This is a genomic window from Candidatus Photobacterium acropomis, assembly GCF_030685555.1.
GTDB classification, from domain to species: domain Bacteria; phylum Pseudomonadota; class Gammaproteobacteria; order Enterobacterales; family Vibrionaceae; genus Photobacterium; species Photobacterium lucens.
This window is the reverse complement of record NZ_CP131608.1, coordinates 820806-834250: the sequence shown is the minus strand read 5'-3', so window position 1 is coordinate 834250 and position 13445 is coordinate 820806. Positions and strand designations below refer to the sequence as shown.

Below are 13445 nucleotides of genomic sequence, written 5' to 3'. Positions count from 1 at the left end.
GACGACCACTAACAAGTAAAATACTTAAGTTGCTCACTTTGCTTTTCAGCCAAATCTGATAGCTCTTCACTAGCAACGGTACACTGACTTAGCCCCGATGCATTCTGACGAATAATATGGTGAATATTTTCAATGCTATTGCTGATATCCATAGTGACCTGTAACTGCTCTTCTGATGCTGTAGCAACATGCGTATTCATATCACTATTCATAGAAATTGCAGCAGTAATCCCCTCTAATGCTTCATTCGCTTGATTAGAAACCACTTTATTATTCTCTAACGTATCTATCGCTGATTGCATACGCTCGTTCGCAGATGTCGATTGTGCTTGTAATTGCTCAATGATCTGCTGCGTTTCTTTGGTTGAATCCTGTGTTCTTGCTGCTAATTGACGAACCTCATCAGCCACAACCGCAAAACCACGACCACTTTCCCCTGCACGTGCCGCTTCAATCGCAGCATTTAGTGCTAGCAAGTTAGTTTGCTCCGAAATCCCTTGAATAGAGTCAATCACTTGGCTAATTTGCGCGGATTGTACTTTAAGCTGTGCAACCACTTCTGCCGCTTCCATTAATGAATGTGCCATCTCTTCATTAGCTTGCTGATTGTTAGAAAATAAATCTAGGCTCTTAATCGCTAAGTCACTTGCACTCTTAGCATTTTCATCAGATTTCTGTGCGGCTTGCGTGACTTCTTGTGCGGTTGTGGTCAATTGATCAATCGCCGTTACCACTTGTTCAATCTCGATAACTTGATCGTTGGCATGTTGCTCAGAGTCTTTCATTACTGTCGATAGCTCTGTCGATGATGATGCAACATTACGCCCGACATCATTAAGCACAGTCACCGTTGAGCGCAATTTGCGGATCATACGATTAAGGTTCTTCGCTAACTCGCCAACTTCATTGGTACCATCAACATTAATTTCATCCTGCAAATTACCTTCTGCTATTTTTTGCATTGCACGTTGCAAAACAGTAATCGGTTTAACAATCATTGAACCAATCACAAAACAGATAGCGAGAGCTATCAGTAAAGTAATAATAAACTCAACCCCGATTTGGTTAATCGCCTTACTGTGTTCCGCTTTTTGCTCCTTTATGTATGCATTTACAGTCTTATTTACGCGTTCATCTAGCGCATTGATAGCAGCGATCATATCGTCTCCGAGTTGACGATACTTAACAATAAACTGTTGATAGTCTGAATCTGCGATATTCCCAGCATGTCTTTTATCCAAAATATCTAACACCGTATCACGGCTAAAATTGATATAAGCCAACATCGCTGTACGAAATAGTTCTAGCTCTTTATTAATTTCTGGAATTTTTTGTAACTGTAAAATAGCGGCTTGATTAGTTAACTCACTACTCTCTAATGATTTTGACAAACGCGGCAATGATTTTTTATCGTAAATCGCATAAATCGCACTTACACGCATGGCGTAACTACTGCTAATTAATATCGCTGTACTGTCTTTTGCTTCCACAACTTGAGAAGTGGTTGCATTCATTTTATCAACACTTTCTATTAAATTATTACGCCCCATAAATAATGCAATACATAATAAAATAGCAATAAATATTACAGGTAAGGCTATTTGTAACTTAACAGACATATCCTTAAGCAATGACATTAACAACTTTCTCCATGTTGTTTGTTGTATTAGTAACTTATTGGAAAAGAATAATAAACAGTATTAATGAGATATATCAACAAGTTTATTGATATTTATATCAATTTATAGACGTGGAAATAACCACAACAAATAAAGTGGTTATTCTCGCTTTACGACATAAATACACTTACAACTACAATCAGCATTGTATATTTTAAATAGTGTAAATATTAGAGCCCTTACTATTACTATGTTATTTAATAGTATAAGAAGAATATTATTTTAAATAACTAGCGCTGCTATGAATATAAAATAATATGCTTCTCTTCTACAAAATACACATTTATATAAAATCAATAGTTGAGAATAACCATTCATTAAATAGAATAAATACACATAATTTTATGATTAGCATATTATTAAATATACCTAAAAGACTTCACTCTTTCGTAAAAGGGATTATGATTAACAAAGTAAATTACACTCTATAAACATACTAAAATTATGAATCTATCTAATTTATTGCTCCGGTATCCTTCACTACGAACATTTCTCAACTTCAGAACTAACATTGCAGCCTTTAGTTTCATCACATGTTCCGTACCTCTGTTCCTTATGGGACACGTCACGATGGGGATCGCGTTCTCACTAGGTAGTATTAGTTGTGGTTTTGCTGATACCTCAAGCGTCACGCGTTACCGTATTCTCGATTTTCTGATCACCGTCCCTTTATTCTTTTTGATCAGCCTTGGTACCGAAGCCGTATTTCCACATTCTATCGTCTTTGTTATTAGCTTAACGATTGTAAGTTTCAGTCTATTTATGCTGGCCGTACTCAGTCCAAGACTTGGTGCAATTGGCTTTGCCTCAATTCTATTGGCTATCTACGCCATGCTGCTGCACATAGATGGAAGACCCGTTTGGCTTATCCCTATGTGGCTAACAAGTGGTGCACTTTGGTATATTTTCTGGCAAGCATTAGCTATCTACTTTTTACCTAATCAAGAGTCGAAAGACATTCTCTCCGATCTTTATCAAGCTTTAGCAAAAAAGCTCACTGCTCATGATCATGGCTTTATTTTTAAATCAGATAACAACCAACTTTTCATTACATCAGCTCAGTTACGCTCACAAATTGCCGGTTTATCACACACCTTAGAAAGCCGTATCCACCAGCAATTTACTGCCGGTGAAGACAGTGCAAAGCTGCAAGATATTTACCGCTTTTTGACGGTTGCAGAACGTATTAATGAGCAAACACGCTTGATGTACTTCACCCCAACATCCCAACTCAAACAAGCATGTCCAGAGTGGTTAGAACATATCCATCAGGCAAATTTAAAAATTAGCCAGTACTTAGCACAAGTCACCGTAGATAATGTTAGCCGTATTAAGATGCCTGAGATTAACTTTGACGCATTGCGCCAACACTCAGTCAATCCAGTATTACAAGAAGAAGCGATTGCGGCTTACGCGTACATTAATAAACTCGACATCATCTATTTGTCATTACAACAACTCAGTCAGCAAACAACTGAAGTTAAAAACACCGGGCTGATCAACCCCATCGTTATCTCATGGAAATGGCGTGAAATTGTTGCCAAACTCACCAGCCAGATGACGTTAAAATCAAGCTACTTTCGTCATGCACTACGCGGTACATTGAGTTTAGCGACAGGGCTAATTATTGTACGTGCTTTAAATTTGGAGTTTGGTTTTTGGACGCTAATGACGAGTCTATTGGTGCTACGTCCTAACCTATCAATGACTTGGACGCGATTGCTACAGCGTTTAACGGGAACCATTTGTGGATTAATCGTGGTCGGAGGCTTACTTCACTTCCAAGTATCAAGTGATATTCTACCATTTATCTTCTGTATTGCAGTGGTGCTCTTTTTCCATACTGCAGCACGTCACTATGGCTTTGCGGTATTTTTCGTCACCCTCTTTGTATTTGCTGGCTTCTCACTAAATGGTCAGGGCGACAACATTTTATTACCTCGACTTGATAACACCGTACTTGGGGTCTTTTTACCACTATTCTTCGTGTCTATCTTAGCTCCGGGTTGGAAAAAGAAATCATTTCCAACCCAGTTAACAACAACTGTCGCTGGCTACATCCGTTACCTTGATTCATTGCAAACCTACATGAGTAACAAATCAGATAACGTCACAACTGAGTTACAACGTCACTATCAAGCTTGTGTTGTTAATGATACTAACTTGTTTGATCACTGGATGGGATATTTAGGCGAGCCACATCGAAAATCACAAACTGGTGAACACATTCTGTTATGTAGCAGAAGTTCAAATATCATTTTACGTATTTTGACTCAACTGAATGAAAACAAACAATCATTGCCATTTGACGCAACGATTAGCAATGATCTCGACAGTGCAATTGCCTCATTACAAGAGTTAGAAAGAACACTAGAAAAATCACAAAATCATACAGAGCTATTCAAACAGATTTCAAAGCAAGAGAAGTTGATTTATCAATCTTTTATCTACATTGAAAATGAAATCTATAAGCTAGATAACCACACTCTGCTGCAATTGTTATCAAAAGAAGTGGATTTGTTTGTCTCTGCAATTCAGAACCCTACCGCTTAACTTCCCTCTCCCATCTATGTCATTTGCCATGGATGGGCATTGACCTACATTAAAACCAATCAAGTAACAATGACTTTACTTAGTAGTAAAGCGTTATCTCACTGCAATTATGATAAACTGAGTATCAAGTTTAAAATGTAAGTGAGCAAATGATTTGTGTACGTATGTGTACTCCACTCACTTACTATCCAATTTAAGTGCCCTTGGTTAAAACTAAGGGATAAACAGACAAATAAAGAGTACATAGAAGATGAGTAATAGCATTCAGTGGTTTCCGGGGCTAAAATAACCACTTCTAATAAAATCCAGAGAAATACATTTTTACTATTGAAAACATAGCCTTAAAAACAAAACAACTCCAGTAACGTCCAACGAATATTACCCCCATCCAGCACTTTTAGTACCCCCAGATGTACCCCAAAAATCGATACTGATATATACTACTTGTTCCTCATGAACTAAGGATATGTCAATGGCTCGCTCAGTTACTCGACTTACGGATAGAGAAATTAAAAACGCCTCAGCAACAGGTAAAGAGTACATATTATCTGACGGTAATGGATTACAGCTGCGTGTTCGTAAAAATGGCACAAAGGGCTGGCAATTTAGATATAGCGATCCAATTTCAAAGAAAACACAAAAGCTATCCCTCGGCGTTTACCCTGAACTATCTCTGGCAAATGCCCGTACTAAAGCAATAGAGTATCGCGAGCTTTTAGCTCAACAAATAAACCCAAAAACATTCGAACAACATAAACTGCAGGAAGCACGTAAAAAGCAAAACAATACATTTTTAGCAGTTGCAAATTTATGGTTTGATCGTAAGAAAGAAAACGTAACACCAGAGCATGCGTATAGAGAATGGCGTAATTTAGAAAAATATGTACTGCCCTACTTGAGCACTATTCCTATCGACGATATTAATGCACCTGAAACGATCGAAATACTCCGCCCTATAGAACAAGATGGAAAACACTCTACCATCAAACGCATTTGCCAAAGTCTCAATCAAATAATGGACTATGCAGTCAACCATGGATTAATTCACGCTAATCCACTTGCCAAAATTATTAAAGTTTTTAAGAAAAATACGGTTATACACATGCCAACTATACGGCCTGAAGAATTACCTGAATTTTTAGAGCAATTAAACAGCTCGAAAAGGCTGCTAATAAAAACAAAATTACTCATTTTGTGGCAACTACACACAATGACAAGACCCAAAGAAGCAGCAACAGCACGTTGGGATGAAATTGACTTCAAAAACAAGGTTTGGACAATCCCAGCAGATAAGATGAAACAGCGAAAAGATCATAGAGTTCCTTTAACACAGCAGTCTATGGATATTCTCAACATGATGAGACCATTAAGCGAAGGATCTGAGTATATATTTTCTGGAGAAAAAAACTTTAAAAGTCATGTCAGCCTATTTACCGCCAATGCAGCAATTAAGCGAACTCTTGGCTATAAAGATAAATTAGTCGCGCATGGACTAAGAGCGATAGCTTCTACAGCCCTTCATGAACATGGTTTTGACAGTTTGTTGATTGAGGCATGTCTATCACATGCCGATCAAAATGAAGTAAGAGCAAGTTACAACCGCTCTGATTATTTAGAACAACGAAAAGAAATAATGATCTGGTGGAGTGCATATATAGAAGAAGCCGCACAGGGCAGCATCTTTATGAATAAAGAATAGTTTTTTATATTTAGGTCGCGATTCAAACCAATATATAGATTCATAGCTATCTTCTTATTTGCTCACAAAACACAAAGCTGCTTCTTTTTGATTATTTTCCAGTACAAAACGGATCTTGTCCTAATAATCAAAGGCCTACTCTTCCAACAATAGAGTAACTTTATTTTAAATGCAGCTTTTAGTCGTTCAAAAACTTTTTATTCGTCTGGCTCATTAAGCAATGGGTAACAAAGAATACATAACCAAGGATATGCTCACGATAAGAAAACCAGACAAACACATATATCTGCTGAGCGAGGTGATTTAAGAGCCTATGACCTTAATGAAACCAGCTGTTAAGTGAATTATTGATCCAGTTCTCCTTCCTTACTTAAATCCCAATGAAATTGGTCAACCAATTATATTAATCACTTATACTAGCCCTTTCTAATGCAGCCACTGCGTGGCTATTGAGGTAATTAGTGTTTAAAGGCAACTTATCTAACTTGGAAGCTTGTCAGGGCCTTCCGGTTAAAATGTTTGAAGTTATTGAGCAGGTAAAACAGCGCTTAAGTGCTTCAGTGAAAAATGGTCGCTACCAACTTGAAGGTGATGATGTTTTCTTCTTCGTGGTTGATGACAACAGCAAATTAGTAACGGAATGTAAATCTGAAATCCACCGTAAGTATATCGATGTTCAAATCGTACTTGCGGGTGAAGAACGTTTTGGTTACAGCCTGCAACCTTTCCAGAGTATTGCTGAAGATCTGCTTGAAGCGCGTGATATTGCGTTCAGTGAAGATGTGGTGAACGAGCAATTTACCGATCTACAAGTCAACGACTTCATTATCTTCAATGCAGAACAGCCACACCGTCCACTGGTCGCGGTTAATGAGCCGATGGCGATCCGTAAAGCGGTAATTAAGATCTCTCACCAATGGTTAGCAGAGCAATCGATGCAGTTAACACTGACTTGGAATGACAGCAACATTCCACACCAAATTTCACTCAAGCAAACAGGTCTACGCACCAACATTGAAATGCGTATCGTCAAAGATGTTGAGCCTGAGCTGATCACCCTTGCAGTTGACCACAAAGTAGAAACTTTGATCGCGGCATGGCAAGGCGCTGCAATGCCTATCTCTGAAGCGTTTGATGATGACAACCTGTTCTCACAAGCACGAGTGCTGTTCAATCTTGAACAAGAGGGGGAACAAGGCTGTGTGGTGTGGTTGGTGAATCACATAAAACTGCCTTGTGGCAACAAGATGTCGGCAGATAAATTGGCATGGGTGCCTGCGATGCATGCCATTAATGGCCAGCTAGTCGCGATTTAAATACTCATTTAAGAACTGACTAATTTATTGGTTGAATGCTTAACTGGTTGGTTAAGCAGCCCAACACCGAGTCCCGCTATTCTTAGATGGGCTCGGTGTTTTTTGTTTATGCGATGTGATTACGTCGAGGGGGCTCGTGTTGTCATAGCTTTACGACCAAGGTTTACAGTCAAAGTTTTGCAATCAGTGGTTTGCTATTGGGCGGGTGTAATACATGCGTAAAATTGTCGCGCTGTTGACCATAATAAAGGTTAGCTCCATTAAGGTGCCACCAATTGAACCCAGCAAGAAGTTGTTAATGATCCAACAAAATGAATTGAACATCACCAGTAAACGCATTGTGATACCCTGCATTTTAAACAAAGCATAGGTGGCAACTGACGAGCCCAAAATAGTCAAAATTTCATAGTAGTACTCAAGTTGCGGCACACCCATCACCCACAGCATCGCAATGAAGAACAACATGACCGGTGTTGATTGTGTTTTTGTTGAAGCATAACTACGTATCGCACTAATACCGCATCCGAACGCGGCCACCAGCGCTCCCATCATAACAAAATGGCTGCACAGCACGATTTGGAACAACATCAAATGAAGACGAAAGCGTCGGCCATCGCTATGTAAGAAAGCCGTCGCCCCAATAAAAAAAGCAACCATACCGATAGTTTGGGCAAGATTCCATTCTGGTATTGTCCAATTCGTTAATGATGTCATCATTGTGAATCACCATTATCGTTATTTTCGAGCTCAGCCAATAAATAGTCCAAGCACAAACTTGGGCTGGTTAAGGTGCATTGACGTGTCGCTTGATCGAGCTGCAAAATCGCCGGTGCCATTGAAGCTTGCGCCAGTACAATACGACTATCGTTTAGGCAATGATCGTGAATATATTGCGCGATGGTCGCTAGGTAAGCGTCATTGTCTCCTGCCAGATAATGTGCCCACGCCTTTGGAATGACTTCCACTGTGGCTCGCTGTGCAATATCAGCATCGTATTCTACCAATAAGTTCATAGTAGGATTGATGGTGGTTTCAAGCGCTGCTAACACTTTAATATGACCACTTTGCTCCGCCTCGATTGCCATGGGTCTATCGACTCTCATAACTTGAGCAAAACGTGTTTTTGCCTGTTCAGCTAACGCACCAATGCTGGAACAAGTGCAGATAACCCAATCTGCGCCCTGCGCTTCCAACTGTACTATTTGCTGTTCAACCATCGATGCCAATTCATCATCAATTCCCACATTGCTCGCATGTTGCAACAATTGAGACGCAATATGATGGCGAATGGTTGCCTGTTTTTCTAAACCACTTGATGCGATAAAAGAGTCGAACAACGACTGGTTAGCCGCTAAGGTATGTAAAAAAGCAATCTGCATAGTGCCTCACTAGAAAATATGGATATCGTTCTAAATGGCTTATCGCAAAAAGGCTTCTCGAAAGAAGCCTTAATAATAGGGTTTTACGATTGCTGCGCGAGCTTATTTAACTAAATCTGCGGCTTCGCGTGCAAGACGACCAATCTCGTCCCAACGACCTTCGTTGATCAGTGCTTTATCCACCATCCAGGTACCGCCACACGCGATCACGCGATCAATCGCAAGATAGTCGTTAACGTTCTTAGTGCTGATACCGCCCGTTGGCATAAACTGAATTTGCGTGTAAGGGCCTAGCAATGATTTCAGCATATTGATACCGCCCGATGCTTCCGCTGGGAAGAATTTCAGTGTGGTTAGACCCATTTCAATCGCCGCTTCCACTGCGCTTGGGTTGTTCACGCCCGGTACAATATCGATTCCAATTTCGCGGCATGCGTTAACCGTATTTGGGTTAAAACCTGGTGAAACCACAAAGGTCGCGCCCGCTTGTTTCGCCGCAATCGCCTGATCGCGGTTTAGTACGGTACCGGCGCCGATTAGCATATCTGGTTGCGCTTCACGCAATAGACGAATCGCTTCTGCTGCCGCATCTGAGCGGAAAGTAATTTCAGCCGCTGGCAAACCGTTGCCTGCTAGTGCTTTACCGAGAGGAATAATGTCTTCTGCGCGGTCAATCGCGATGACTGGAATAACTTTAATTTCAGCCAATTGTTGTGCAATCGTGGTCATGTCTAAATCCTTACTTTAAATCCGTATCTCTACATCAATATCTAGTCATCAATTTCTAATCATCGAGCTGACTAAAAAAAGCGAATCGTTTCTGTTGCATATGTTGGAATGATCGCGCCTTTGTGTTGGATCACGATACCCGCCAATTGATGGCCCTGACGCGAACATTGCTGCGCGTCTTTCCCTTGTAGGTAGCCCGCTAAGAATCCGGCGTTGAATGAATCACCCGCCGAAGTCGTATCGACGACGGTTTCCACTGGCGTGGTCGCGATGGTCTCAAAATCACCCGCCGCAAATTCTTGATACAAGTTGCCCTTCGCGCCCATTTTCACCACGGCTTTCTTCACGCCCGCGGCTTCTAGACGGTTTAAGGTCGCGTGCTCATCGTTATCGCCCCATAGGTTTGCTTCATCGTCATTGGTCACCAGTGCCAAATCGGTAATCTCAAACACTTGACGGTAGCAATCGCGAGCTTCATCAGCATCACGCCATAGCGCTGGGCGGTAGTTTGAATCAAAAGCCACTTCCACACCTTGTTGACGTAAACTTGCCAGCAGCGCCACCAACTTAGTGCGATCTTCCGCGGGTAGAATCGCTAAGCTAATACCGCTCAGATACACCATATCAACCTTGATTAGCGCCGCTTCGATTTGGGCAAAATCCGCATGCTGCATCATGTAACGTGCCGCAGATTGGTTACGCCAATAAAGGAAGGTACGCTCACCTTGATCATCTAACTGAATAAGGTATAGACCCGGTTGGCGTGTCTCGTCACGCAGAACCAAGTCTGTGCCGACACCTTCTTGTTGCCAACGCGCAAGCATTCCGCTGCTGATGGCGTCAGTGCCCAGCGCGGAAACGTAATCAATCGCCACTTTTTCACCCGCAACACGTGCAAGGTAAACCGCTGTATTGAGTGAGTCGCCACCAAACGCTTGAGTCATGGCGCCAAACGGCGCGCCATTTAACTCAATCATGCATTCCCCGATTAAGGCAATACGTTTCATGCTTTCTCTCCTGGTAGAACGAAGTAAGATTTAGCGTTTTGGTAGCAGATGTCTTGAACCATTTTGCCCAACATTGCGATGTCGTTTGGCACTTCGCCATTCACTGCCCATTGGCCGATGATGTTACAAAGGATACGACGGAAGTATTCATGGCGCGTGTACGATAGGAAGCTACGAGAGTCAGTTAGCATACCAACAAACTGACTTAATAGACCCAATTGAGAAAGTTGCTGAATTTGACGTTCCATGCCATCTTTCTGATCGTTGAACCACCAGCCGGAACCGAATTGGATCTTGCCTGCGATGCCGCCACCTTGGAAGTTACCAATCATGGTCGCCATCATTTCGTTGTCGCGTGGGTTTAGGCAGTAAAGAATGGTTTTTGGTAGCTCGTTGGTGATATCCATCGCGTTCATTAAGCAAGACAATTGCAGTGCGAACGGACGGTCACCAATTGAGTCAAAGCCTGCATCAGCACCGAGTAGTTGGAACATACGCGTGCTGTTGTTACGCTGTGCACCGATGTGCAGCTGCATTACCCAGCCCATTTTCGCATATTGCTTGCCAAGCCACACTTGAACTGCCGTGCTGAACTGGTTAATTTCTAGCTCGCTCAGCGTTTCACCTTGCAGACGGCGTGTTAGCATCGCATCCAGTGTCGCTTCACTTGGTACTGCAGCGTAGCGAACCACTTCGATACCATGGTCAGCGGCGCGACAGCCGTGTGCACTAAAGTGCTCTAGACGACGCTCTAACGCAGTCAGTAGATCGGTAAAGCGGGTGATTTCAACATCTGCCACTTCACCTAGCAAAGTCATGTATTCCGCAAAACCGTCTAGTTCAATTTTGAACGCACGGTCTGGGCGCCAGCTTGGCGCAACTTCAACATCAAAGCTGTCATCTTCGGCGATAGCTTTATGGTATTCAAGCGAATGAATTGGGTCGTCAGTGGTACCTGCCATCACAACATTCATCTGTTTCATGATGCCGCGTGCTGAGAATTCAGGTGTTGCCAGTAGCTCATTACACTCGTGCCAAATTTGATCCGCTGTTTCTGGACCAAACAGTTTACCAGTAATACCAAATGGACGACGCAGCTCAAGGTGTGACCAATGGTACAGTGGGTTACCCAATGTTTGCGGAACGGTTTTTGCCCACGCTTGGAACTTTTCGTAATCTGACGCTTCGCTGCCTGTGATCAACGCTTCAGGTACGCCGGCTGAACGCATGCCACGCCACTTGTAGTGATCGCCTTCTAACCAGATCTTAGTCAGGTTTTCGAACTGACGGTTCTCAGCCACTTCTTTTGGGTTTAGGTGGCAGTGGTAGTCGTAGATCGGCATCGCTTTGGCGTAATCATGGTATAGCTCGCGAGCGATATCGTTAGATAGTAAGAAGTCTTCACACAAAAAGTTTTTCATTTTTTACTCCGTAGGTGCCGGCCTCGCCCACACCAAAGAAATTTTAAGCACTATTTACAACAGCAAGATTTAAAGCAAAGAAGCCCTCACATAAGGAGGGCATCATTTTATCGATTAAAGAGAAGCGACGGCTGCGCGCGCACCTTTATCAAGGATCAATTGGTAAGCATCAGTCACTGCGCTCACGAAAGTTTCGTTAGCGATAAGGTCTGTACCGAAAATTGCTTCAATTGAAAGTAGTGCTTTCACCGCAGAAACGTTCAAACCATGTTCGGCGTAAATTGCTTGGAACTGCTCAACCATTGGGTCGCGTACATCAATTGTTTCGCCTTGTTCAGTCACAGCGCCAACGTAGCGCATCCAACCGGCAATGCCCATTGCCAACCATTTGAAGTCCGTACCTTGCGCTAGGTGATGACGTAGCGAGCCACCCATACGTTGTGGGATCTTCTGGCTACCATCCATCGCGATTTGCCATGTTTGGTGTTTTAGACTTGGGTTGGTAAAGCGCTCAATCAGCAGCGTTGCGTACGCTTCTAGATCAGTCCCTTCCGGCATATTCAGTGTTGGCGCTTGCGCTTTCATCATCATGTCGAACGCCGCTGTGCGGTAATCATCATTCGTCATGGTGTCAGAGATGTGCGCGTAGCCGCCTAGGAAGCCTAGGTAAGCAAGGAATGAGTGGCTGCCATTTAGCATGCGCAGTTTCATTTCTTCAAACGGTACCACGTCAGAAACAAATTCTGCGCCAGCAACGTTCCAATCTGGACGGCCTGCAACGAAGTTGTCTTCGATAACCCATTGACGGAACGGCTCACAAGCGATACCGCACAAGTCTTCAACACCCACAAGCTCTGCAATTTCAGTCAGCGTTTCTTCTGTTGCAGCTGGAACAATGCGGTCAACCATGGTGCATGGGAACGTAACGTTCGCTTCAATCCATGATGCTAATTCAACGTCAACCAAGTTAGCGAAATCCAGAACAGCTGCTCGTGCTACGTGGCCGTTCTCTTGTACGTTATCGCAAGACATCACAGTAAATGGTTGGATGCCTTTTTCACGGCGCTGACGCAGTGCTTCAACGATGTAACCGATCGCCGAACTTGGATCTTGTGGGTTGGCCAAATCAGCAATGATTAAGCCGTTGTTTTTGTCTAGACGACCTGTTGCAGGGTCAGCGCAGTAACCTTTCTCAGTGATGGTCATCGAAACGATAGCCACTTGCTCTTCGGTCATCTTCGCTAATACCGCTGCTTTACCATCTAATGTTGGGTGCAGTGATTCAGTTACTGAGGCAATCAGTTTTACGTCAGTTGATTCTGCGCCCTTCTCTGCCACTGTGTATAGGTGGTCTTGTACGCGCAGCTGCTCAATTAAATCTTCACCACCAAATAGGTTTACTTCACAAATGCCCCAATCACTGTTGGTCTTTTGTAGCATTTCATTGGTGAATAACGCTTGGTGTGCACGGTGGAAAGCACCGAAACCAAGGTGAACGATACGAGTTTTCAGGTTTGAGCGAGCGTAAGTTGGACGAATTACTTGTTCATTCAAGTTGGTATTTGCGATTGTTTTCATTATTTTTCCTTGGTCTCGCAGCCAGAAGAGCGCTGCGAGGCGAGTAGATGGAGGCAAATCCGATAATCGAATCGTATGAAGTCA

10 protein-coding genes are annotated in these 13445 nt (G+C 42.7%); 3 read left to right on the top strand and 7 right to left on the bottom strand.

The genetic code is table 11. The annotated features are described in order from the left end of the window. Window positions 1-8: 8 nt before the first annotated feature. Window positions 9-1637: a methyl-accepting chemotaxis protein gene (locus tag Q7657_RS03715; RefSeq protein WP_107165658.1), complete on the bottom strand. Its 1629-nt coding sequence runs from the start codon at window positions 1635-1637 to the stop codon at window positions 9-11. Window positions 1638-2249: 612 nt separating this feature from the next. Here Q7657_RS03715 and Q7657_RS03710 point away from each other — a divergent pair. The 3 genes from Q7657_RS03710 to Q7657_RS03700 all read left to right on the top strand — a co-directional run bounded on the left by Q7657_RS03710 (window position 2250) and on the right by Q7657_RS03700 (window position 7247). Then, on the top strand, window positions 2250-4232 hold the full coding sequence (locus Q7657_RS03710; RefSeq protein ID WP_107165657.1) for an FUSC family membrane protein: 1983 nt from the start codon (window positions 2250-2252) through the stop codon (window positions 4230-4232). 472 nt (window positions 4233-4704) lie between these two features. Then, complete coding sequence (locus Q7657_RS03705) at window positions 4705-5931, top strand: tyrosine-type recombinase/integrase (protein WP_107165656.1); 1227 nt, start codon at window positions 4705-4707, stop codon at window positions 5929-5931. A gap of 461 nt (window positions 5932-6392) precedes the next feature. Beyond that, window positions 6393-7247, top strand: a complete 855-nt coding sequence (locus Q7657_RS03700; protein WP_107165655.1) for a NanQ anomerase/TabA/YiaL family protein — start codon at window positions 6393-6395, stop codon at window positions 7245-7247. Between the two features lie 183 nt (window positions 7248-7430). Here Q7657_RS03700 and Q7657_RS03695 read toward each other — a convergent pair whose 3' ends face one another. From Q7657_RS03695 to Q7657_RS03670, 6 genes are all read right to left on the bottom strand, one after another. Further along, window positions 7431-7964: a YgjV family protein gene (locus tag Q7657_RS03695; RefSeq protein WP_107165654.1), complete on the bottom strand. Its 534-nt coding sequence runs from the start codon at window positions 7962-7964 to the stop codon at window positions 7431-7433. After that, a complete protein-coding gene (locus tag Q7657_RS03690; RefSeq protein ID WP_107165653.1) occupies window positions 7961-8626 on the bottom strand; it encodes a hypothetical protein in 666 nt (221 codons plus the stop codon). Before Q7657_RS03690 ends, Q7657_RS03695 begins: the two co-directional genes overlap by 4 nt. A 102-nt stretch (window positions 8627-8728) precedes the next feature. Beyond that, a complete protein-coding gene (locus Q7657_RS03685) occupies window positions 8729-9355 on the bottom strand; it encodes a bifunctional 4-hydroxy-2-oxoglutarate aldolase/2-dehydro-3-deoxy-phosphogluconate aldolase (RefSeq protein WP_107165652.1) in 627 nt (208 codons plus the stop codon). 71 nt (window positions 9356-9426) lie between these two features. Then, complete coding sequence (locus tag Q7657_RS03680) at window positions 9427-10362, bottom strand: sugar kinase (protein ID WP_107165651.1); 936 nt, start codon at window positions 10360-10362, stop codon at window positions 9427-9429. Continuing rightward, window positions 10359-11783 (bottom strand): glucuronate isomerase, encoded by a 1425-nt coding sequence (uxaC, locus tag Q7657_RS03675; protein WP_107165650.1) that lies wholly within the window; start codon window positions 11781-11783, stop codon window positions 10359-10361. Before uxaC ends, Q7657_RS03680 begins: the two co-directional genes overlap by 4 nt. A 114-nt stretch (window positions 11784-11897) precedes the next feature. Next, window positions 11898-13361 carry a fructuronate reductase gene (locus Q7657_RS03670; protein WP_107165649.1) on the bottom strand — a complete coding sequence of 488 codons (1464 nt, stop codon included), beginning with the start codon at window positions 13359-13361 and terminating at the stop codon, window positions 11898-11900. Window positions 13362-13445: the final 84 nt, after the last annotated feature.

Excerpts from the sequence above, each read along its gene's own strand:
- Q7657_RS03715 (WP_107165658.1), bottom strand. The coding sequence starts at position 1,637 with ATGTCATTGCTTAAGGATATGTCTGTTAAGTTACAAATAGCCTTACCT.
- Q7657_RS03710 (WP_107165657.1), top strand. The coding sequence starts at position 2,250 with ATGGGGATCGCGTTCTCACTAGGTAGTATTAGTTGTGGTTTTGCTGAT.
- Q7657_RS03705 (WP_107165656.1), top strand. The coding sequence starts at position 4,705 with ATGGCTCGCTCAGTTACTCGACTTACGGATAGAGAAATTAAAAACGCC.
- Q7657_RS03695 (WP_107165654.1), bottom strand. The coding sequence starts at position 7,964 with ATGATGACATCATTAACGAATTGGACAATACCAGAATGGAATCTTGCC.
- Q7657_RS03690 (WP_107165653.1), bottom strand. The coding sequence starts at position 8,626 with ATGCAGATTGCTTTTTTACATACCTTAGCGGCTAACCAGTCGTTGTTC.
- Q7657_RS03685 (WP_107165652.1), bottom strand. The coding sequence starts at position 9,355 with ATGACCACGATTGCACAACAATTGGCTGAAATTAAAGTTATTCCAGTC.
- Q7657_RS03680 (WP_107165651.1), bottom strand. The coding sequence starts at position 10,362 with ATGAAACGTATTGCCTTAATCGGGGAATGCATGATTGAGTTAAATGGC.
- uxaC (WP_107165650.1), bottom strand. The coding sequence starts at position 11,783 with ATGAAAAACTTTTTGTGTGAAGACTTCTTACTATCTAACGATATCGCT.
- Q7657_RS03670 (WP_107165649.1), bottom strand. The coding sequence starts at position 13,361 with ATGAAAACAATCGCAAATACCAACTTGAATGAACAAGTAATTCGTCCA.